Here is a 21,959-nt window from a genome sequence, read left to right as displayed (position 1 = left end):
GCCAATCCCCTTTAAGGCGCGATGGCTTCGAAGCTGATCGGCATGGCCGCAGGCGTGGCAACGCTGTTGCGCTGGACCAGCTCGCCGGCGCGGCCGGCGTCGCCATAAAGCGCGTAGGCCAGCACCGTCGCCGGCAGCGATATTTCGGTCTGCACGCTGACCAGCGGCGCCCGATTGGCGGCAACGGCACTGAGGTCGGATGCCGCGGTCGCCGCGATATCCGACAGCCATTCGCTGACCGCAACGTCGAGGCCTGTCGACAGGGCCTCGAGGACGGGATCGACGACCGGCGCAATGCGGTCACGGGCACGGCGCGCATCTTGGCGCGAGAGATAGTCGCCGGCGGCAAGCGCCTGGCAAAACCCGGCGGCGAAGGCGGCGGCCGACACCAGGGCGAAGACATCGGTGCCGGAAGGCGCAGCCGCAACCGCGAAAGCTTCAGTGGCCTCGATCGGGCTCGCCGCATCGGCAATAGCGCCGACCGTGGAGACGATCGCCGCGGCAATCGGCCCGGCCTGGGTGACCGGCTCCGACGACAGGCGCGTAATCGTCGCAATCTGATCGGCAATGACAGGTCGCGTTTCGGCCGGCATCTCCGCCGCATCGGCGACCGAGGCCATCGCTACGGCGGCAGATGCGGCAGCAAGTGCCGAGGGTGCCGCCTGACCGGGCGCGACATCGCGCATGCGGAAAGCGGCGGCAGACGCGATCATGTCAATGCCGGCGGCGATCTTGCCGGCAATCGCAAAGGCGCCGGGGACGGCAGCGAAAGGCAGCGCCGGCAGGCCAGCCGAAACGAACTCGACCTCGAAACCGACATAGCCGGCTCGCGCCCGTTCGCGCGACAGCGACCAGCGCGGCACCCGCACCAGCACTGGGCCGCCCATCGGCAGCACCAGCGTCGCAGCGCCCGGCGCGTTGAGCGCAGCGGTGAAGTTGCGCGCGGCGGCATCGGCAATATCGCCGGCGACATAGGCCGACAGGCTGAAGCGCCTGACATCGCCGCCCATGTCTTCGGTGACATGCAGATCGGAATAGGCGATCGGCGAGATGGCGACACGCCGGCCGCCTTCGGCGGTTTCATTTTCGACAAAGAACGGCACGCCGCGAAATGAAGCGGGCCGGAACGCCTTCAGCCAGTCACGCATCAGCGCGGTCCCATCAAATGGCCGGCGTTCGACTTGCCGGTGTCGGCGCGCACCGCCTTAAGCGAGCCGATCGGCCGCGACAGATCGGCGGCAGCACTGCGCGCGGCACCGGCAAGCGCATTGGCACCGGCGACGATCGCCGCCTCCAGCTGGCCGGCCACGGCGGCAAGGGTGTCGGCACCGGACTTTATGCTGTCGCCGGCCTGCTTGCCGCCGTCGACCACGGAGGAGGCCGTTTGGACGCCCGCTCCTTTAAGGTCGGCTGCCGCAGCGGCCGTGGCCCGCTCCATCGGGCCAAAGTCAATCTCGTTGCCAAAATGCCCTGCAGGCTTATCAACCTGAACACTGTTGCGCGCTGCCGCGGCGTGCCCGCGACCGTAGAGACGATATTGATCGGCCACGCTTGGCGCCACGGGACGCGGTGTCGGGATCGGTGTGCGCCCCGGCTGGTCCTGGCGCCGTGACGGCAGTTCCGGGCTGGCGCCCATCGGCCCCTTGGCGGCAAGCAGTCCTTCCGGAGAACGCCAGCCGCCCTTGAACGCCGTCAGCCCCTGGTCTTGATTGTCGAAGCCGTTGCGCAGCCACCACATGCGCTTCTCCCAGAAGCCCATGCCCTGCTTGTCGAGCTCGGCGTTGATGAACTGCGCCTTGTCCATGTTGGAGCTGACGAAGTCCATCGCGCCGGTCGCGGCAGGCGCAATGCCAGACCCGATCGAGCGCATCATGCGTTCCCATGACGCGCCCATGCGATCGATCTTCGACTGGTTGTCGTCGAGGATACGGCCGAGATCGCGCAAGGTCGAGCCGTCGACATGGTCGAGGTCGGTAACGAATTGGTGGAAGGCGTCCTTGCCCTGGACAAGGGCGCGCATGCCCTTCTGCACCTGCAGATCGGTGAACAGCCGCGGGATCTTCGACAGGTCGCCCTTGGTCGCCTTCTCGGTCAGCTCGATCATGACATCGAGCAGGTCCTTGCCCGACTTGCGGGCCTTGTCCAGTTCCTCCGGAAGATTGATGTGAAACTTGGCGAAGTTCTTGACCGTCTCCTTCGATTCCATCTTCTGCAGCACGTTCTGCAGGTCGGTCGCGGCCTCTGAGGCGTCACCTTCACGGATGCGGATGGTCTGCAAGGCCGAGGCGAGCCGGCCAAGGCCTTTCTCGCCCTTGTAGCCGAGCGCGGCGAAGGCCGGTGCAAGGCTGGGGATATATTGCGCCATGTCCTTCAGCTCGAACTTACCCTGCTTGCCCGAAGTGACGAGGATGTCGAAGGCGCGCTGCATCTTGTCGCCAGCAATGCCGAAATTGGTGCCGATCGAATCGGCCGTGGTGGCGATGTCGGTGATCTCAGCGCCAGCGGCCTGCGCCGTGGCGGTGACCGCAGGCAAGAAGGCCAGCGCATCGTCGAGATCGCGACCGGCGGCGACCAGCGTTTCGAGGCCGGAGGTGACGCTGTCCTGTGTCGTCGAATAATCGAGCGCGGCGCGATCGACGGTATGGAACATTTCCGCCAGCTTTTCCTTGCCGGCATCGGCATTGATGGCAATGCGGTTCAAGCGGCGTTCGGCGCTGGCGAAGTTGGTGACCATGCCGGCTGCGCCGCGCACCAGGCCGTAGGCGACCAGACCTCGCACGGCGTTGGCGGCCAGCATGCTGTTGCGCGCCATCAGACCTTGCGTCCTGTTGAACGCCAGCGCTTTCTGATTGACCTGGTTGAGCTTGCCGGACAGTTGCCCGAAAGCGCCCATCGGGCCAAGCTTCGCCGACAGGCGCAATATGGCCTCGATCGTGCGGTTGCTCATTTTTTCGGCCTGCGCTTCAGGAATTCGATGCCGCGTCCGTGCAGCACGGCGATCTCGGAAAACGGCATCGGCAGAACGACGCCGGGCTGCCAGCCGAAATAGAACATCAGGTCATCGGCCTGGATGCCGATGACGTCACCTACTCGGTGCCCGCCTGCGCGGTACGCATAAAAAAACCGATCACCGCATCGCGCACCAGCCTGGCATCGGCCAGCTCGAGCACGCCAAGCTTCTCGATCCCCGGCGACACGACGCAGCGGCGGACATAGGCGGCGACGGTGTCGACATTTTCGATGACGACATTGTTCCCAGCGGCGCGCTGCACCTCGTAGGGCTCGCCAAGCGCCAGCAGATCCTCGAAGCGCGGCTCGCGCACGGTGACGGCCTCGAAGGCCTCGCCATGCGCCTCGTAGCGCCGCGACAACGGAACGATCTTCTCGGCCATGTCAGATCTTCCGGTAGACGCGGGCGATCAGCGCCACGCCGGTGACTTCGCCGGTCGCGCGGTTGATCGTCGGCGTGCCGGTGAAGGCGGCTTCGGTCCACAGATGCTGGACACCGGTGAAGCTTTCGTTCAGCGTCACGTTGAAGCCTGACGCCCGCATCAGCCGGTTCCAGTCGTCGGTCGGCAGATCCTCGAAGGTGAGGTTGGCCTTGAAGCCGGTCGGCTCGACCGTGCGATAGGGGGAGCCGTCCTGGTTGGCGGCGCCGGTGATCTCGACATTGGACGGCATGATCTCGGCCGCGCCGCGCACCACGATCCGATCGCCGGTCGAAAGACCGAACGTCATTTCTCCGCCGAAATTCTGCATCGGTTTTTCCTCTCAGTTGAATGGATGGTCAGGCGGCGATCAGGCGGCGCGATACTGGCTGTAAAGCATCGCGTTGGCGGCGATCACATCGAGCGGGTTGACGCGGTCGATCGGCGCCATGATGTCGACGCGGTTGGCGCTCTGGCTGTTGCGCTGGACGATCAGCCGGTCGGCAAAGCCGCGGGCGTTTTCCAGCACGCCGCGGTTTTCCAGCGTATCAGCGGCATGCACAAGCGTCGCCTTGATCGACTTCGGCGTCGAGATCGCGCCGAGGCCGCCGGGGTTTTCGTCGGCAAGCGACTTCTGCCCGTGCTCGTAAGAAAGCTGCGCGCGGAAATAGCGCAGGATGGCGACGAGCTGGCCGATAGCCTGGATGTCGCGGAAGGTTTCGTCCGGCTGCGAATTGGCGTCTTTCTGGTAGGTAGTGACGATCTTGTCGATCGCCACGCCGCCATCGGTGTTGACGATGACGCTGGAAATGCCGGAGCGCAGCATGGTGTTGCGGCCGGCATAGGTCGGCACCAGCGAGCGGTCGCGCGGCGGCCGCTCGCCCTGGACGACCAGGCCCTTCTGGTTGCGCGAGACATTGCCCGTGGCATCGTCGGACAGCCATGGCACGATGCGCGCCGTGCGGGCAGCGGCGGCCAGCCAGGCGGGCGTCGGGTTGCCGGCGGCGACAGGCAGGCGCGGATGAATGGTCAGATGGCGATCGTTGAGCGCCAGGCCGATCGTGGTCAGCGCAGACAGCGTGCCGGCCGCGGTTGTGAAGACATGGCCATAGACCTGGCGGTTATAAGCCCAGCGGCCGGACACATCGTTCATCGCCGTCGTGTAGCGGGCGATGTTGGTGGCATCCGAGAAGGGCGAGACGATCCAGTCGAAGGGATCGTCGCCAAGCGCCGCCAAAGCCGCCGACAGATCAGGGCTTCCGGTCGGCACCACGGTGTTGGTGATAGTGACGGCCGCACCGGCGAAGGCGTTGCCGGCGACGATCGTCGGCACATAGATGTCGTGGTCGACAAATATCAGGCCGAGATGGCGGGCGGTGATGGTCACCGTGGCGGTGGCGACGGTGGCGGTGACCGACAGCGAAGCGCCGGTCAGGGCGTTAAAATAGGCGTTGATGGCGGCGGCAAGGGACGCGGCGACGGTGTTGACGCTGTCGCCGGCCGCGATCTGCACCTGGACCGGCTCGCCTGCGATTTCGACGGTGGCGACGCCGCCGCCGGCCGGAACCGAATTGACCAGGATGGTGTCGACGCGCGCCGTGCCGGTGGCGGGCGCCGCCATGATCCAGGTCTCCTGCGTCGGCGCGTTAAGGAAGGCGACGCGGGCCATTTCGGCCAGCATCGAGCCGGCGCCGGCAAGGGCCACCGCCTCCTGCGCCGAGCCGACCGGCGTCGGGGTGTTGTCTGCAATGAGCGCGCCGGTGTTCTTGTGGCCGATCAGCAGCAGGCGCGAGGCCGACTGGTAGCTGCCGCCGGAGGTGACCTCGAAGGCAAACAGCGGCGCGACCAGGCCGGCGCCCGGAATATTGTTGAACAGGATGCCCATCAGTTCTTCTCCTTGCGCTTTCCTGCCGAGGCAGGCGCTTCGATTGGTTTGTCAATGATCAACGAGCCGTCATTGATGAGCTGCATCCAGGCCGGGTCCTCGCGGTCGACGGTCAGCCCTTCGGCCGGGAAGTCCAGGCTCGGATTGAACGGGTGCGGCATACGGTGCGCGGCATCGGCGAGTTTGACGCGAACGAGGCTGGTCATGGTCTAATCCTCGATTTCCGGAAACGGCGGCGCGATCGACGCTGCAGGCCCCATCTCGCCGGAGATGCCGGCCTGCTTCACTTCGAAGGCGATCGTCTCGATGGTCGGCAATGGGGCGGCGGCTGCGAACTGCGCCGCCATGTTGTCGAGCGTCGCCCTGGCGTAGGAATTGGCGGGCAAGAGGGCCGCGATGCGCGCGGCCGGCTGCGGCAGCCCTGCCCCGCCTGAAAAGTCGTCGTCGGGTATCTGGCAGTCGAACAGCATGGTCGTGCGCTGCCAGCGCAGGCCAAGTTCGGGGACGGCGAAGCCTTCCTCGTCGATGCTCTCGACCGCCATGACGATCTGGCGGAAGAGCGTACCGGTCGGCCCTTGCGTCAGCACGTAGCGCACTTGTGCGCAAAGCGCCGACAGCACGATGCGCGCCTTCGGATCGGAGCCGGTCATGGCATCGGTGTAGGCCGAGCCGTCCTCGTCCGTGGCCGAGACGCAGAGTTCGGCGACCACCTCGAGCATGGTGCGGCCGTTCCTCGCGACGCTGCCCTGCCCAAGGCCGCGGCGCGGCGATTCCGACTTGCGGGTGAATAGCGACAGCACCGGCGTGTATTCCTCGCCGGCGTCGAGTTCGTCGAGCGACGGCCGGCGCGAATCGAAGACGCGGTGGCGCGCCAAGGTCGGCAGCGCCGTTTCGGCCAGCAGTGCTGCGGTCGGGCACAGGCTCTCGACGGCCGCCAGCCGGGCGATTTCGGCAGCGATGGTCATGGCCGGCCCTTGGTGCGGTTGACGAAGATGGCCAGGCGCTTGCCGCCGTCAACCGGAATGGCCGCAACGACGAAGCGTCCCTTCTCAAGGCCGGTCTCGACGTTGAGCCAGACGATCTGGTCTTCGACCTTTACCGGTTCGAGCCATTCGGTCGACAGCGCGGTGACGACAGCCTCATGGGTCGGCATTTCGCGCGCTCGGTCGCGGTCCGAAGACAGGATGGACGGATGCGAGAAGCCGGGCGCGAGGGCGGCCGGGCCGAAATGGATCGAACCCATGAAGGCAAAGCCGGTGCGATCCGGATCGGCCATGCGGGTGTCGTTGACGCCAACGCGCCGCGCCGTCGGCACGACGCGGAATGTCTCGCGGTCGAAGACTTCGGCGACGGTCGTTTCGAGCGCCGCCGAAGCCTCGTTCCAGTCGATCAAGTACGCTTGCCCTTCATCAGCACCTTCGGCCTAACGCAATATTGCAGCGCATTGTTCTGGACTTCGATGTCGATGCCCTTGCCGTTCTTCATCTCGATCTGCTTCATGTACAGGCGCTTGCCCAACGTGTTGACAGTCTCGATGTAGTCAGCGGGCGCATAGACGGTCTTGAAGAGGCCAGGCGCGCCGGTCGGGAACAGATGGCACTTGTTGGTGTCGATGAACTGGGTACCGCCGACCGAGCCGCGATAGTTCTCCCACATGATGTCGCCGAACATGAAAGTGCCGAAGACGCCGGACTGGCCGCTGTCGACATAGCCGGCGCGCAGCGACGAAGCTTCCTGCTGCTGCAGGTAGCTCGCTCGCACCTCAGGATGCGCGATCAGATCGTCAAAGAACGCGTCGCCGCATTCTGCGCGCACGCCGGAGAACGGCACGCCATCGAGATTGCCGGCGATGGTGCGATAGACACCGGCGCATTGCTTGCGCAGCACACCAGCGACCGGTGCCGCATTGTCCAGGTCGAAGTCGATCTCGGCTTCCTGCGACACGCCGAACTCGGTGAACAGATTGAGCGTCGTGCCATCGGCGTAAGTGACGATGCCCTTGATGGCGCCAATGCGGTGATATTCCTCGGTCGCGGCGAAACTCTGCGAATGGATGACCATCCGCTCGTCGACCTTGCCCATTACCGTCTCGAGTTCGGTTTCGGAACCGAAGGCGCGAACGCCCTGGACCTCATCGGCCATGATGGCGTCGTCGATCTGAAAGTGCGGAACGGCAAGCATGCGCAGCTTGCGCTTGGTCTTGTCGATAGTCTGGCCCGGACCGCCGCGCGGGGTCGGCGCCACCAGCGTCAGGATGCCGTTCTTCTCCTCGATACCCACGGCAAGCGTGTTGACCGACGTGGTGTTGAATAGCCCGAGCCGGGAAATGTGGCCAGGCACAAAGGGCGTGCTGTTGATCGCGTCGGTCAGCGAGAAGACCGTGAACGGATCGGAATGGAAGATGTCCAGCATTGGAATGGTCTCCTCTGGATGCTGACTGTTTTTGCGTTGATGGGTGAAGCGTCAGCGAACGATGATGCCGCGCGACGCGAGTGCCTGAATACCGTCGGCGAGATCGGCGGCAGCAATGCCGCTCTTCCACGTCAGGGTCTTGCCGTTCACCTCCGAGTGACGGGTGATCGCGCTGATCTTGGCGCTCTCGCCGACGCCGGTGGTGGCCGGATAGAGCGCCAGCGCCGCCGCAACTTCGAGGCCGTCCGATGCGGCAGGATCGTGAGCGCCATACTCGAAATCGTCGGCATCGGCCGCGACGGTAACAGTGAAGCGGTCGCCGGCAACGAAGTCCGTCGCGTCGGCGATGGTGAACTTGATTTCCTTGTTGAAGGCGACGCCGACCGTCGCCTTGCCGATCGACTTGCCGGACGGGTCGGTCACCTCGAAGGTGCCGCCGTTGGTCGCCGGCTCGGTGCAGATGACGTTATAGACGCCGTCCTTGACCTTGGACGAGACGGCGGGACTGGCGAGCGTCAGCGCGCCGGAACCAGCGGTGTTGCCGGCGTCGGCCGCGGCGGTGGCGACAACGCCGGCGGCGACCGCACGCTTGCCGAGTACCGAACCGGGTACGATCGTCTGCGATGCGGCGATGACGATGTTGTCGCGCGAGAAGTTCTTGTCGCCCTCGCTAAGGACGAACTCCGCCGGGTGGCGGCCTTCGGTGAAGACGGTCATTCGACCCTCCTGTGAGTTTGAGGTTTGAGGACGGAATTATTGGGACGGCTGACGCTTGGCGCGGAAGGCCGCCCAGTTCCCGCCAGCGGCGGGTGCCGGTTTCTGCCCCGGTTGCGCCAGGCCGGCAGCGGCCAGACGGGTCTGCTCATAGGCGGCGGCGTCAGCGCCGCCTGCCGGCTTGCTCGCCGCGACATTGGCGACGACGAAGGCGGCGACATCCGCGCCGGACATCGCCGGCGACTTCGCCGCCAGGTCGAGGGCGGCCGACATGCGGCCGGCATCGCCCTTGACGCCGTCGGCGCCAAGCGCCGTGGTCAGGCGCGCGGTGGCGGCGTTCATGCCGGCGCCGTGGCCCTTGGTTTCAGCCGCCGCAACGGCCGCGTCATGCTCTGCCTGCGAAATGCCCGCTGCGGCGGGCGCCTGATTTCCGGACATTCCGGTCTCCTTTGCCCGCGGGGGGCTTTGGGTTTCGATTGACGCTTGCGCGCCGGTGGCATCCCCGATCAGGGGAATTTCGTCGGCCGGTGCGGACATGGCTTCGCGCACCGCCGCCAGAATGCTGGACATGATCAGTCCTTTCCGTTGACTGCCGAGATGAAGGCGGCGAAGGCCTCCTGGCCGTTGCCGACCGCATCGACCAGGCCGAGCCGCAAGGCCTCTGCGGCGTTGAAGCATTCGGCTTCGGTCTTCAGCGCCGCCGCCTTGCTGAAGCGCTTGCCCCGTCCGGCCGCCACGATGCCGGCGAACCGATCGCGCATGACCTCGCATTCGGCCTGCCAGCGTTCGGCGAGGCCGGCAGGCAGGGGCTGGTAGGGATTGCCGTCGACCTTGTGCTTGCCGGCATGAATCAAGGTGACCTTGATGCCGTCCTGCTCGAGGTTGCCGCTGAAATCGGCATGCAGCATGACGACGCCGATGGAACCGGCGCCGCCGAATTCCGGCATGATGACCTGGCGCGCCTGGCTGGCCAGCATATAGCCGGCCGAATAGGCGAAATCGGTCAGGATGGCGATGGTCGGCTTGGCCTTCGACAGGTCGCGAATGGCATCGGCCGTATCGAAAGCGCCGTTGCCCTGCCCGCCGAAGCTGTCGATCTCGAAGACGACGCCTTTGACGTCGGCCCGCTTCTTGGCGCGGGCAATCTGCGTCTGCAGGCCCTGATAGGAGGTCTCGCCGGAAGACGAGCCGATATAGCCGCCCTTGTGGACCAGCGTGCCCTCGATCGGGATTATGGCAACGCCCTCGACCATGTCGAAGGTGGAAATGCCCTTGCGGTCGAAGGCGCGGCCCAGGCCGTCGCCGATCACGCCGGTCGACGGGCGACCGTTGGCGAAGGCCACGTGATCGACCGCGCCTTCACCATTGACCAGCGATATCGAATGACCGGTCAGGCGCGGCCCGAGCAACCGCGCCAGCGTCTCCGCCTTCTGCGGATGATAGAGCAGCGGCTGGTCGAAGACCTGCCCGCAGATCCTGTCGAGGGCTACTGACATGAGCCACCTCCGACGAAGCGTATCGTCTTGGCGTAGCGCGAACGCTTGCCCTGTTTGGCCGAGCAGGCCGCGGCAAGCCGCATCAGCTCGGCGTCGAGGGCGGCGACGCTGCCTACCGAGACGCGCACGCGCTGGTGGGTGACCGGCGAGCGCACCTCGGTTTCCTCGACCCGCTCGCCGGCGATCAGCTTCAGCTTGGCCGCATAGAGCGCCTGATAGAGCGCGCACGGGTCCTCCGCGTCGACAGTGACGCCGGCGATCTTGACCAAAATTGGCATTATGCGGCGGCCTTTTTAACCGGCTCTTCGGGCGCGGCGGTGTCGGGCGGGCCGGCATTGCGCGGCACGAAGGGCGAAGGCATTTCGGCAGCGACATATTTCTGGTGCTCGCGCACGCGCTGCTCGAACACTTCGTCAGGGTCGTAGCCGAGTTCGGCGCATTCGCTGGCCAGCGTCGAGGTGCCGTTGACCAGGCGCTCGGTCGCCGCCTTGGCGCTCTTGCCGTCATCGGCCGATGGCTTGGCCGGCCCCTGCCACAGCGCCCAGCTGACGCGGTCGCGATTGGCGGCGAAGGCCTCATAGCCACCCTTGAACGGGATGCGGCCTTCGCCGATCTCCTCGTCCAGCCAGGCTTCGTAGATCGACTGTGCGATCGGCGCAGCGATCCGCTCGCGGCGGCGGGTGACGACGGGCCAGATCGACGAATTCTCCATCCGCACGCTCGAATAGGTGGCCGCGGTGTGGTTCATGGTCAGGCCGCCGAAGGTGATGCCGATGGCCCGCGCCATATCGCGCGACAGCTCGTCCGACACCGGCAGGAACTCGGGCCCGGGCGTGCCCGTGGTCAGCAGCTTGAGTTCTTCGCCGGGCGCAAGATGCGAGACCTGCGGGTCGCCGCTGATCGAAATCTTGCCTTCCGCCGCGCGGCTGAGAGCGCCGGCGAAATAGTCGTGGAAATCTGCCTGCAGATCGCTGTCGTCGGGCAGCGCTTCGATCGCTTCGAAGGCTTCCTTCGATGGGTTGGGGCTGGTGAGTGCCGCGGCGAAGACGGTCTGCAGGATACCGGTCTGGATCTTGGCGTCGACCAAGATCTCGTGCTGGATGTGCTTGCGGAAGGCCGGCGCGATGCGCGAAATGCCGCGCACGTCGGTCGCATCCCAAGGGTCGAAGACGTGCATCACCTGCAGCCGGCCGGCCGCGTCATAGGCGCGATAGTCGCGCTTGGTGCGGATGCCGCCTTCCTTCTCCTCGAAGCGGTAGGCGATCGGCCGCCCGTTCGCTTCGTGGATGACGCCCTGGTAGAGGCCTTCATAGTCGTTGGTGTCCTGCACCAGCGCCGTCGGCGGCACCATGCAGACCTTGGTGCCCGTCGAAATGCCATAGCCGCGACGTTGCGCGATCGGCATGTAGGAGATCACGCCGGTGGCCTCGCCATAGGCCATGTCCCAGCGCAGCGCGATGTCGATCATCTGCGGCACGGTGAACTTGCCGCGCATGTCGCATTCGCGCGGGTTCCAAGCATAGCGCTTCCAGCGCCGCTTGATGAGCTTGATCAGCTCCGCCGTCTCGGCATCGCTGTAGCCGAGCCCTGACAGGTCAGGCGTCGGGTTGAGGACCAGCTCGACACCGACGGTATCGGCAAGCACCTGGTCGGCGGCGCCCTTTAGCCGGCCGGAATTCTGGATCAGGTCGATGGCGAGGCCGGCGGCGCGTCGCCAGGCGAGGCGGATTTCATCGCGGCTGTCGCGCAGGATCGCCGGGCGCGTGTTGATGATGGCCGAGCGCGAATCGCGCAGGAACGCGGCGCCGGGGAGCGGACGCGCGGAAACATCCGTGCCCGCCTTTCGTCCCAGGAGCCGGTCGATCAGTTTCACGTTCGCTTCGCCCATTTTTCACGGTTTGCCTTGCGGCGCGCGTCGCGCTCCGGATCGGCTTTTCTGGTCTTGCCCTTGAACGGCCCGTCCTCGGCCGCTTCGAACAGGTCAGGCTCGGCCGGCTTGCCGTGCAGTTCAGTCAACAGATCGGCCCAGCGCTCGGCATTGAGCCGGCGCTTGTGCTTCAGATGCCAGGCCAGCGCGAAGGCGTAGACCGTGGTGTCGAACCAGTCATTGGCGCGGCCTAAAATCTTCTTCCACTCGCGCGGCGCCTTCGGGCTGATCAAATTGCGCGCCCGCCGCGAGACCGTGGCGCGCGCTTCCTCGTCCGGATCGACCAGCCGCTCCGCCGTCATCTCCTTGGCGAATTCGTCGTCGCAGAGCTCGTTCGACAGGTGGATGGTGTTGCGCGGCCAGCTGCCCTTCTCGTCGGGGCCGAGCACGAAATTGGCCAGCGCCGCCATCACCGAGGTCTTGATGTCGTAAAGCCCGACCGGATAGAGCATCACCTTGGCGATGATGCGCTTGCGTTGGTCGCGAATATCCTTCTTCACCGGCGTGCCCAGCCATGGCAGGCCGATCTGGTGGCGGCCGTCGAGCGCGTAGACGTTCGGCCGCGAGGCGCAGAAGCGGTAGACGCGATCGGTGGCGAAGCCCGAATCGACGCCGGAAATGTCGATGCCCTTCTCGCCGCCGCCGGCCGTGCGATAGGTCTTGCCGAGCGCGTCGGCGAGTTCGATCCAGGCGTCGTCGACCTGGTCCGGCGCGCCCATGAACACCTGGCGGTCGATCAGCCAGGCGCGGTCGCGCGGCCCGATCGCCCAGACCGACCATTTGATGCCGTAGCCCTGGACGTCGGCGGCCGAGACGATAATGCCGGCCTCGGCTGGGATGGTGCCGCGCGGGAACGGGAACTTGCGCGCCGCCTCGACGATCTTTTCCCATTCGACGGCGACGCCGCCGGGATCATAAGGCAGCGCCAGATCCTGCTGGTAGAAGGTGCGCAGCTTCGTCGTGTCGCCTTCGGCATCCTTGAAGCGGTGCCATATATCGGCGAAGCGCTCGCGCGGCGCGTAGGCCGCCCACAGATGATAGCTCGGCTGCCAGTCGCGGCAGCGGCCCTCGCACGGGTCGCAGCGCCAGCGGCCGATGTCTTCGGGCGCGATCGCCTCCGGCACCTTCTCCTCGCCGTCATGGACGCGGCGGGCGATCCAATGCGCCCGCGCATTCATCTCGGCCTTGTGGCCGTCGAGGATGGCGCCGTTGCAGGCGATGCAGGCCATGTGCACCGGCAGATTGGCCGCCGGGTCGGCCTCGCGCATGTGATCGAATTCGAGCACCTGATAGATGCCGCAATGCGGACAGGGCACGTAGCTGTAGCGCTGGTCGCCGGCTTCGAAGTCGCCGGAGATCGCGCATTCGCCGGTGACGCCGGGCGTCGATCCTTCCCATTCCTTGGCGAGGTCGCCATACATCTTCTGCCGGGCGCGGGCCTGGTCGCGCGGGCTGCCGCGGCCGTCCACATCGCGCGGGTAGCCGGTGACCTCGTCCATGGCGAGATACTTGATCGACACCATCTGCAGGCCCTTGGAGGAGCCCGCATTGACGATCTGGCAGAAGCCGCCGGCGTAGCGCTTGAACGAGGTGGTCGAGCCCTGCTCGTCGCGGCTGTTGACCGGCATCACCTTGTGCGCGATGCGCGGGCTCGCCTCAATGGTCGGCTGCAGCTTGACCCGGTTGAACTTGGTCGCTTCCTCGAGCGTCGGCAGCACGATCATCATCGAGCCGGGCGCCTGGTCGACGATGAAGCCGAACCAGTTCTCGATCGCCGTCGACTTTCCGAGCTGCGCCGCCCAGCGGCAGGTGACCCGGCGCGCCGGATGGTCGGGATGCAGGCAGTCCTGCGGCTCGCGCAGGTAGGGAACGCGATCGGTCTTGAACGGGCCAGGCCAGGGCGATCCCGATTCCGGCGAGACGACGCGGTAGCGGTCGGCCCATTCCGAGATGGTCAGGTCGGCGACTGGCCGGCTGGCGGCCTCAAGGCCGGTGAACAGGATTTCGGCGCCATGCGGCAGCTCCGGAAAGGACAGCCGCGCGTCGTGATAGCTCATTGCAGGGCGGCCTGGTCGAATGGCCCGGTGTCGCCGGATGCGCGCTCGCGCTCGTGCTGGTCGAGCCGCTCGCGGATCTCGCGGTTGAAGTCGTCGAGGCCGACGCGGACAAATCCTTTAAGCGCAATGCGCGCGACGCGCTCGTCCCAGCCGTATTTTACCGAGAGGCTCGCCGCCTCGCTCTCGATCGCCCGGTCGAAGGCGCTTTGCATCAGCGCGATCGCGTCGCGGCCGGCCTTGTCGACCTCTGCCGTGGGCGTCAGTTCGCCGCGACGCTTGGCGAGGTCCATCTCGCGCATCTCGGCATCGGCCTGCGCCTTGCGGGCGAAGCCGTCCGACTGGCTGCCGGCGAACCGTGAGGGCGGCTTGGCTGGCTGCTTGCCGACGCCTGGAGCGGCAACTGGCAGCGCGCGAAGGCGGATGTTCTCGCCACGGTGCGCGACCAGCGCGCCGTACTCGACCAGGTGGGACTTACCCTCCTCGCGCGTCGGCAACGCTTGCGCGTGCTGCTTCAGGTAGCGCGACAGGGTCGAGCGGTCGATCCGGTCACCAGCCGCGCTCAAACGCGCCGCGGCGTCCGTGATCGAAATCCACTCGCCGGCGTCGGCGTCGGTTTCGATGACCATGCGTGCAGTGTCCCGTGCGGCACGCGTGCATCACACGTTCTTGCGTGTACCGCTTTCCGACGCGCCTACTAGAAAAATCCCGGGCTCCCCCGGGCCCGTATGGGTCGGAGACGCTGGTACGGTCCCTACACCGGGGGTGGGGTCAGCGGGGCAAGAGGCGATCGACCTCATGCAGGTAGCGAGGCATCAGGTTCTGTTCGATGATCTCGGTCAGCACCTGGAGGTAGACCTCCGGGTTGTTGGTGATGTCATGCGCCGGGTTCGGACCGAACAGCTCGCGGATGGGCAGCCTTGCCTTGCCCTGCCGTTTGAACACACCTTCATGGCCGCTCTTCATGCCGGCGATGAAGGCGGAGCGATATGATCCTCTCAATCGCACGCGCACGCCGGTGGCCGTCTGGGTCGCACCGAGCTTATAGAGCGGTATCCATCCAGAGCGGACGATCACATCCGACGTGTTGCCGCCGGCATTGAACTGCGCCGTGGTCACCGCCCTGACCCGCGATGGCGGGATATCGATGCGCTCGGCATCGCGCTTGATGATGCGGCTGCGCGCCATTTCGGTGACGCGGCGCATGGCGCGAGCAGCGGCCTTGGCCTTGATCTGTTCGGGCAGTCGGGCAATGGCGCAGCCGAGCTGCGCAAAGTCGGACGCATCGACATGAAGCTCGACGGTCACGGCCTTTTCCCAAATGAAAAACCCCGGTCGCTTGGGGCGCCGGGGTGATTTCTTTTTTACCGTCTTCAGGTGTATGTCAAGTTTCTCCCGCACGTCAACAAGCAAAGGCAGTTTTTTTCGCGGCCCGCTCTGCCGCCCTTTCGACGATGGCTATGCCCGCTCGATCGGCATCCAGCCACGGCGTCATCGAGCGATCCGAGAACACCAGCCTGTGCCCGGTCAGCTGCAGCGCGATCTCGGCCTCGAGGCGGCGCAGCGCGGCGACCCAGATCTGGTAATCGAGCCGGCCGAGGATGTCGCCGGTCGGATCGGTCGAGAACTCGAATTTGCGATAGGCACCCTTCACCGGCCTTTGCTTGCGCTCATCATAGCCGTGGACCTCAAGATCGTATGTCTGGCCATTGACGTCGGTTACCCGCTTGGTCACGAACCATGCCGGCTTGCCGCCGCGTTCGATCATCCTGACCTTGGACGGCTCCGCGACAAAGTCCGGCTCGCGGCCGAGGATGGCCGTGCCGACGACAAGGCTGACGATGCCGGCGGCGCGCCGCTGCGGCGTTCTGACCATGTAGCGCTCAACGGCCTTGCCGACGGCCGCCTCGGCCATGCCTTCGCTGTCCGGCCAGTCGGCCAGCGCGTTCCAGCCTGCCGGCACCGCCACGTCGCAGCGCGACAGGCCGGCCACCGCGCGCCCGACCGCCACCGCGTCGTCATGCGGCTCGCCCTGCTCGATCCAGTAATTCTCGGTATCGCCCCTGCCCTTGTCGACGATGGCGCCCAGTTCGGCAAAGCTGGTGATCTTGCCCCATGACGAGGCCTCCAGCATCCGCCAGGCCGAGTTGGCATTGTCCAGCCCGTCAACCCCGCCGCCCTTCGGCAATTCATGGACAAAGGCCCAGGTCAGCAATTCCTCAATGGTCACGGTTTTCATATTTCTAATTCCCTTGCGATAGTTTTCGAGAGTTTTGCGATAGTTTAGCGATAGTTTGAGACGATAGTTTATTGAGGGATTTCAATTCGTTGTCAGGAAGACGCGGGAGTTGCGACAGTTATTGCAGCCCATAGACGCAAGAAATTCGTTTCCCCGCTCCCCTTCCCCACCTCTATAGACGGCGGAAAACTGGTGCAAACTGGTGCAAGCACTTGATTTCATTACTCTATTCTCGCTGTATGAACTGTCGCGAAGTGTCGCGAACTATCGCAACTGTCGCGCCGGAAAACCGAATGAATTCAAGGCGCGCATGAGTTTGCGGGCATGCGCAACACGTCTGGAAGGGGTTGCGGGGATCATCGCAGATGGCCCTCGAAATCGGATGAACCTGAGCCGAGATTGCCCTGCCTGGAGGCCGGCACGTCGACCAGCCTGACGCCGCGATAGACGACGACGCGACCGTCGATGCGGTCATATTTCTTCTTCATGATCAGGCCGAAGGCGGTCAGCGAGATCGGCTTGCCGCCCTCGTCGACGGTGAAGTCGACATAGGCCTGGTAAAACTCCTTGGCGGTCAGCTCGGCCGCGCTGTCGGGGATGACGCAGCGGGCGCAGAAGGCAGAGGTGCGGTCCATCTCGTCGCGGTATTCCTGCGTCTTCAGCCGCACCGCGTCGGGGATGACCAAGCCTTCGCGCAGGAAGATCATCACCCCTTCGATCAGCCAGTTGAGGATGCCCGGATATTCCGGCACGAACTCGGCCACCACTTCCTCGAACTCGCGCTGGTCGGCCTCGGCGATGATCTTCGACCAGTGGATGACGGCCATGCGCCGCCAGATGCCGTTGTCGGTGCCGGTGATCTTGGGATAGCCGTTGCCCGACATGTGACCGGTGAACACCGGCTTGAAGTCGAAATAGCCCTCGAACAGGTCGCGCACGGTGAAGTGCTCGCCGCCGGTCAGGTCCTTGACCAGGTTCTCCCTGAGATCCTCGCCTTCCGGCAGTTCCTTCACGCGCAGGAAGCGTCGGCCATAGAGCCGCGCCATGTCGGGATTGGCGGCACCGCCCGCCTTACCCTCGCCGATGAACGATTCGGATGGCAGGGTGACGGCGACCTCGCCGAGCAGCCTGCACAGCGTTTCCATGTAGACCGACTTGCCGTTGGCACCCTTGCCATAGTGGAAGAACAGTTTTTGCACGGTGACGCCGACCAGGCCGAGGCCCGACGCGACCTGGACCATGCGGCGCACTTCGTCGAGCGGCAGCTTGTCGCGCAGGAATTCATCCCAGCGCGGGCATTTCGCCTTCGGGTCATAGGGCACCGGAACACGCTGCGTGATCATATCCTGCCGCCGATGGCCCTCGACAACCTTGAGCTCGGCATCGGCAACATGGATGAACTCTGGCAGCTCCTCGCGGCTGTCCTGTTCTTCGAAGTCCGGGGGATCATCGAAAGCAGGGTTGCGGACGCGCTTCGTGGTGCGCCGAAAGCAAAGCGTATGGCCGGCAAGCGCCACCTTGAGCGGGTCGGCGTTGAATTCGTCGGGCCCGCGCTGGATATGTGGCGCCGCACAGGCCAGCATCGCCTCGAGGCGGCCCTTGTTCTTCGAGGAGACGGCATGGTTCATGCGCCGGCTGACGCGCTTGGCGAGGTTGGCGTTGGCGGTCGCGGCCAGCTTGGCGAGCTTGCGCTGCACCGGCGTGCGCTCCTCCTCGGCGATCTTCAACGCCTCGGCGCCGCGCTCGATCGCGTGCTTCTCCGCCGGCGTGTGATCGATATATTCGACCTCGAGCGCGATGCGGCCTCCGACATTCTGCGCCACCGCCAGCGCGCGCGGCTCGCCGGTGTCGATATCCCAATGCGTGCCCGTCCACACCGCATAGGCGGCCTTGCGCGCCTTGGACTGGGCCCGCACCAAGAGATCCTCGCCGAAATGGGCAAGCAGCCGCTCGGCATTGTCTGTGTCGGAATGGTCGAGGCCGGCGCAGGCCTTGACCACTTCCAGGTCGACCTTGCTGCCATGGCGGGGGCCGGTGCCCGGCTCGCCATCCTCCAGTTCCGCGACACCTGCATCGAGATCGAGCGGGGTGCGGGGCAGCCCGGCGGCTGCCGCCTGGCGCGCAGCTTCCTCGAGAACAGCCGCGACCTCGTCGGGCATGCTTTTCTTCTTTTTGGTCACAAATCCCCCGCAACGGCCGCGGCCGCCATGCTCGAAAAATCATACCCCTCGCGCGGCCACACGATCGGGATCAGCCGGCCCCGCCGCGCATGCCGCGCACGGGCCCTGGCCATGGCGGCCGCCGTCATCACCAGCTCGGAATCGCCATCGGCCAGCAGCACCAGCTCGCCGACGTGGTCCGCCACCCACATGGCATCGTCGGTGTCCTGGTCAGCCTTCGGCACCGGCCCAGCGATCATCACCGGCCGTGGGACGCCTTTGGCATCAGGCTTCTTCAGAGCCGGATGGGCAAAGCGCGACGAGGGATCGGCCGGGCCAGCCAGATTGCCGAGATCGCCGGCGGCGAAATAGAACGTGTCCTCGCGCCAGCCTTCCCAGACACCGAAGGCGACGCCGTTCTCGATGCCTTCGCCGCCGACCCAGCGGCTGCATTGCGGATGGCCGGCGATCGGGATCAGGCCGCCCTTCTTCGAGCCGCGCATCTTCTTGGCCGGCAGCAATTCGCCGGTTGTCGGATCGACCAGATCAGGCCGGAACTTCGGCGGCCGATCAAGGTCGATCCAGGTGATATGGCAACCGATCGGCACCAGGTCGGGCATGATGAAGGGTGCGACCATAGCCGGGCCCGAATACAGCGCGGCCGGACTGCCGCGCTCGTCCTGGCCGTGCCAGTAGGTCACGTCGGCGCCAACGCGCAGCCAGGTGGCGTCGGGATAGCCGCCACAACGATGCCGCAGATAGAAGCGGCCATGCATCTGTGGCGCTTTGCACAGAGCGGCCAGCGACTGATAGATGCCGCGCGCCTTCTGCCGCTCGCGTTCGCGAAACTCGTCCTGGCTGGCAGCCCGCTCGGCAAAGGCGGCCTCGTTCTGCAGGCGCCGCTCTTCCAGCCGCATCTTGCGCGCGTGGCGATCCTCCTCGCTTTCGCGCTCGCCCTCCTCCGGAATGTCTCGGCCGAGAACGATCGAACAGGCCTCGAGAAGACCATCGCGTCGCCTGACGTCGAGCCCTTCGCAATGGGCGGCCATGCCGATAGCATCGTTGCCGCCGATGCCTCCGGCGCGGCAGTTCCATTTTTTCTTGCTGGTGTTGAAGGCAAAGGTATCGGTGCCGCCGCAATGCGGGCATGGCTGCGGATGCTCGACGCCGGTCCGCTTGAACTTGAGATTGAGGATCTTGGCCGCGGCCTCGATCGACACCGCGCGTGCGTCTTCGACGAAGAGTTTCGTGGCTTCGCTCATGTCAGAACAGAAGCGGCTGAACAGAGCCGTCCCTGAAAACCGTGCCCATTGGCGTATCCGCCGTCGGCTCGTCGCCCTCCCATCCTTGCGGCCAAGTCTCGGCAGCGATCAGTTCCCGAATTCTGGCCTCTTCCTCCGCATTGAGCATATCGATCACGGGCCGACCGATCTGAAGCGCGACTTCGTTCACCTGGTTCTGAATGCCAAGCAAACGATCGAGGCCCATCAGCCGAGCTTTGAACGTCAGCGGCCCCATGCGTTGCGGATTAGCCGCAGCTGAACCATCCTTGCGGAATTCAAGACCTGTCTTTTTCAGCCGATTTTTCGGGAGCCGCAGTTCGCGATAAAGGGGCTTGAGGCCCTTGAGCGGGGCAAGGTATGCCCAAGCCGGAGTTGCTACGATGGTGTCGAGTGCGAGATCCTTGCTGGCCAATGGACAGCCAGCACAGCCAGTTCTGGCGTTAATCTCATTCGCCTCGTCGCCACCATAAGCATCAGCGATAGCAGCTGTCGCCCAGCCGCCATATTCCCGCATCGGCGCATAGATGCGCAACCAGTCCCACACATTGCAGACACGCCAATGGAGCAAAGGCGCCAGCGTCGCCAGGCGGCCTCTAATGCCCTTCGCATTCGGTAAGACTTGCTGGTACCACCCCTGCCCGCATTCGGCGCCGTCTTTACCACAGGACATGGCGATGCGCTGATCTCGGATTGCGCTTTCACCCTGCCGCACGCCGGTGATCATAAGGATGTTGCCGGCAAGCTCGTCGAGGCGCGCCTCAAGGGCCTCGGACATCGGATCGATCTTGATCTGGCGTGTGCACCATCTCAACGTATTGTTGTTCGGCGGCGGCACGCCACGACCGAGGATATAGACCAGAAAGCGCTTATCGAGTGGGGCGCAGACGACTTCGCAGCGAATGCCGCGTTCGGCCAGCTGCTCCATGATCCGCGCGGCCGCAATGGCCAACGGCGGAAGTTCCTGCCGCGTGTCGGCATAGAACACGGTAAGCGTCTTTGGTGCCGCAATCCGGCCGACATCGATCAGGTGCACGATCAGCGTCAGCGTCGCGCTGCTGTCTTTTCCGCCGGACCATGCGATGCCCCAATGTGGATGATCGGTGCCATAAGCCTGCAGCGACTGCAATGTGAGTTCGATCGCCTCGTCGTAGACGAGACGCTTTGTTCCTTCGAAGAGAGTCGGCTGAAGGGGCGAGATCATGCGACCAAACCCCTTGCCCAGTTCAAGATAAGCGCCGCAGTAGGGCCATCGACATCTTCGAGGCGACCCTCGATCTCACGGACGGCATAGAACAGGGCGTCGGCCTTGCTCTCGGCGAACTTCCCCCATTTCGCGCCGACCTTGTAGCTGCTGCCGCGACTGTCGCAATTGAAGCTCGTCGACCACATCCACAGGCCGTTGTCGTGGCGGTGAAGCTCGATTGTCGCCTGATCCCAAGCCATGCGCTTGTGCGGCAGGACGAACGTCGCGTCGGGTTCTCCTTGCAAAACATGCCCGTCCTTATCGACGGGCAAGATTACCGGCGGTCTGTGCAGGGCATCGAAGAGGCTGGGTTGGCTTTGAGAGGCGAGCGATGTCATGCAGCGCGACCTCTAAACTTGTCCCGCACGCGATGCTCCAGTTTCGCCACGGCCATAATTGTCGGCTTCAGCGCGGCTGGCGCTGCATCGTACCGGCGGCCAGATTTCCCATTGAGCCGAGGCAACAGCCCAATCGGCACCAACTCCCAATTCGAGGGATCGGTATTCGCCTTGTCGCCAAGACATTTGAGAACATGGCCTTCCGGCACTGGGCCGTTTGCCTTCTCCCAAAGCCAGCGATGCTTGTGGACGCGCCACGTTGAGGCGCCCGTCCACGGGTTTGGCTGGTCGGTGACGATCCAGACATAGCCATCGTCGTCGGTCGATTCGTGCCCCGGACCGCGATAATTTTGCGGCAGTTGACCCTTCTTGAATTGCGTCTCGGCCGAGTTCGCGTTGAAGGGCATCTTTTTGCCCTTGTTGTACGAAACATGCCCCTTGTCGAAATGTCCGGTGCGGCCGGTTTTCCAGCCCATGCGCTTGCGCAAAGTGTGCAACTTGGCGGGCGTGGCATCATCCCGGCCGAACGACTCCTGGAATGCGGCGCACCAAGAGTTGACTTCCATCGTGCAATTGTCGCGCAGCCACGCGATCTCGGCGGCAGAGTAGCGCAGGTGGCGGCCCGCAAACCGGCCGGGCGCGCGGCCCACCTTCCACCCCTTGCGCTTGCGAAGCCCGTGAAGATGCGCGGCGGACACATCCTGACGGTCGGCCATGGCGCAGAACGCCCGATGGTAGTCGCTGATGACCATCATGCGATTGCTTTCCAGCCACGCCATCT

At 65.0% G+C, this 21,959-nt stretch carries 23 protein-coding genes; all 23 read right to left on the bottom strand.

The annotated features are described in order from the left end of the window. Positions 1–11: 11 nt before the first annotated feature. Positions 12–1,148, bottom strand: coding sequence for a DNA circularization N-terminal domain-containing protein (locus NKH01_RS29845; RefSeq protein ID WP_353023825.1), 1,137 nt, complete (start codon positions 1,146–1,148; stop codon positions 12–14). Next, complete coding sequence (locus NKH01_RS29840) at positions 1,148–2,947, bottom strand: phage tail tape measure protein (protein ID WP_353023823.1); 1,800 nt, start codon at positions 2,945–2,947, stop codon at positions 1,148–1,150. Before NKH01_RS29840 ends, NKH01_RS29845 begins: the two co-directional genes overlap by 1 nt. Before the next feature lie 139 nt (positions 2,948–3,086). Then, positions 3,087–3,392 carry a hypothetical protein gene (locus NKH01_RS29835; RefSeq protein WP_353023821.1) on the bottom strand — a complete coding sequence of 102 codons (306 nt, stop codon included), beginning with the start codon at positions 3,390–3,392 and terminating at the stop codon, positions 3,087–3,089. Between the two features lies 1 nt (position 3,393). After that, a complete protein-coding gene (locus tag NKH01_RS29830) occupies positions 3,394–3,759 on the bottom strand; it encodes a phage tail tube protein (RefSeq protein WP_353023819.1) in 366 nt (121 codons plus the stop codon). A gap of 39 nt (positions 3,760–3,798) precedes the next feature. Next, on the bottom strand, positions 3,799–5,313 hold the full coding sequence (locus NKH01_RS29825) for a phage tail sheath subtilisin-like domain-containing protein (protein WP_353023817.1): 1,515 nt from the start codon (positions 5,311–5,313) through the stop codon (positions 3,799–3,801). After that, positions 5,313–5,519: a hypothetical protein gene (locus NKH01_RS29820; protein ID WP_353023815.1), complete on the bottom strand. Its 207-nt coding sequence runs from the start codon at positions 5,517–5,519 to the stop codon at positions 5,313–5,315. Before NKH01_RS29820 ends, NKH01_RS29825 begins: the two co-directional genes overlap by 1 nt. A 3-nt stretch (positions 5,520–5,522) precedes the next feature. Further along, positions 5,523–6,278, bottom strand: a complete 756-nt coding sequence (locus tag NKH01_RS29815; RefSeq protein ID WP_353023813.1) for a hypothetical protein — start codon at positions 6,276–6,278, stop codon at positions 5,523–5,525. Further along, positions 6,275–6,706, bottom strand: a complete 432-nt coding sequence (locus NKH01_RS29810) for a hypothetical protein (RefSeq protein WP_353023811.1) — start codon at positions 6,704–6,706, stop codon at positions 6,275–6,277. The genes NKH01_RS29815 and NKH01_RS29810 overlap by 4 nt, the downstream gene beginning before the upstream one ends. Continuing rightward, a complete protein-coding gene (locus NKH01_RS29805; RefSeq protein WP_353023809.1) occupies positions 6,703–7,725 on the bottom strand; it encodes a major capsid protein in 1,023 nt (340 codons plus the stop codon). Before NKH01_RS29805 ends, NKH01_RS29810 begins: the two co-directional genes overlap by 4 nt. A 51-nt stretch (positions 7,726–7,776) precedes the next feature. After that, positions 7,777–8,442, bottom strand: a complete 666-nt coding sequence (locus tag NKH01_RS29800; RefSeq protein ID WP_353023807.1) for a head decoration protein — start codon at positions 8,440–8,442, stop codon at positions 7,777–7,779. A gap of 36 nt (positions 8,443–8,478) precedes the next feature. Continuing rightward, positions 8,479–9,009: a hypothetical protein gene (locus NKH01_RS29795; RefSeq protein ID WP_353023805.1), complete on the bottom strand. Its 531-nt coding sequence runs from the start codon at positions 9,007–9,009 to the stop codon at positions 8,479–8,481. 2 nt (positions 9,010–9,011) lie between these two features. Then, on the bottom strand, positions 9,012–9,935 hold the full coding sequence (locus NKH01_RS29790; protein WP_353023803.1) for a S49 family peptidase: 924 nt from the start codon (positions 9,933–9,935) through the stop codon (positions 9,012–9,014). Then, complete coding sequence (locus NKH01_RS29785) at positions 9,926–10,213, bottom strand: hypothetical protein (protein ID WP_352810051.1); 288 nt, start codon at positions 10,211–10,213, stop codon at positions 9,926–9,928. Before NKH01_RS29785 ends, NKH01_RS29790 begins: the two co-directional genes overlap by 10 nt. After that, on the bottom strand, positions 10,213–11,823 hold the full coding sequence (locus NKH01_RS29780) for a phage portal protein (RefSeq protein ID WP_353023801.1): 1,611 nt from the start codon (positions 11,821–11,823) through the stop codon (positions 10,213–10,215). The genes NKH01_RS29785 and NKH01_RS29780 overlap by 1 nt, the downstream gene beginning before the upstream one ends. Continuing rightward, entirely contained in the window at positions 11,805–13,919 is a 2,115-nt protein-coding gene (locus NKH01_RS29775; protein ID WP_353023799.1) for a phage terminase large subunit family protein, read from the bottom strand. Before NKH01_RS29775 ends, NKH01_RS29780 begins: the two co-directional genes overlap by 19 nt. Next, on the bottom strand, positions 13,916–14,545 hold the full coding sequence (locus NKH01_RS29770) for a hypothetical protein (protein WP_353023797.1): 630 nt from the start codon (positions 14,543–14,545) through the stop codon (positions 13,916–13,918). The genes NKH01_RS29775 and NKH01_RS29770 overlap by 4 nt, the downstream gene beginning before the upstream one ends. A gap of 142 nt (positions 14,546–14,687) precedes the next feature. After that, the gene (locus tag NKH01_RS29765) at positions 14,688–15,224 is read right to left on the bottom strand and encodes a phage tail protein (protein ID WP_353023795.1); all 537 of its coding nucleotides are present in this window, start codon (positions 15,222–15,224) and stop codon (positions 14,688–14,690) included. A gap of 94 nt (positions 15,225–15,318) precedes the next feature. After that, positions 15,319–16,155, bottom strand: a complete 837-nt coding sequence (locus NKH01_RS29760) for a hypothetical protein (protein WP_353023794.1) — start codon at positions 16,153–16,155, stop codon at positions 15,319–15,321. A 356-nt stretch (positions 16,156–16,511) separates the two neighbouring features. After that, entirely contained in the window at positions 16,512–18,314 is a 1,803-nt protein-coding gene (locus NKH01_RS29755; protein ID WP_353023792.1) for a DNA primase family protein, read from the bottom strand. A 17-nt stretch (positions 18,315–18,331) separates the two neighbouring features. After that, entirely contained in the window at positions 18,332–19,576 is a 1,245-nt protein-coding gene (locus tag NKH01_RS29750; RefSeq protein ID WP_353023790.1) for a P4 alpha zinc-binding domain-containing protein, read from the bottom strand. Position 19,577: 1 nt separating this feature from the next. Continuing rightward, complete coding sequence (locus NKH01_RS29745; RefSeq protein WP_353023788.1) at positions 19,578–20,798, bottom strand: phosphoadenosine phosphosulfate reductase domain-containing protein; 1,221 nt, start codon at positions 20,796–20,798, stop codon at positions 19,578–19,580. After that, positions 20,795–21,178: a hypothetical protein gene (locus tag NKH01_RS29740; protein ID WP_353023786.1), complete on the bottom strand. Its 384-nt coding sequence runs from the start codon at positions 21,176–21,178 to the stop codon at positions 20,795–20,797. The genes NKH01_RS29745 and NKH01_RS29740 overlap by 4 nt, the downstream gene beginning before the upstream one ends. Beyond that, on the bottom strand, positions 21,175–21,933 hold the full coding sequence (locus NKH01_RS29735; RefSeq protein WP_353023784.1) for an HNH endonuclease signature motif containing protein: 759 nt from the start codon (positions 21,931–21,933) through the stop codon (positions 21,175–21,177). Before NKH01_RS29735 ends, NKH01_RS29740 begins: the two co-directional genes overlap by 4 nt. Positions 21,934–21,959: the final 26 nt, after the last annotated feature.

It is taken from the genome of Mesorhizobium sp. M1403 (assembly GCF_040317695.1).
Taxonomy (GTDB): Bacteria; Pseudomonadota; Alphaproteobacteria; order Rhizobiales; family Rhizobiaceae; genus Mesorhizobium.
Note: the sequence above shows the minus strand (reverse complement) of the source record. Positions and strands in the feature narration are given on the sequence as shown.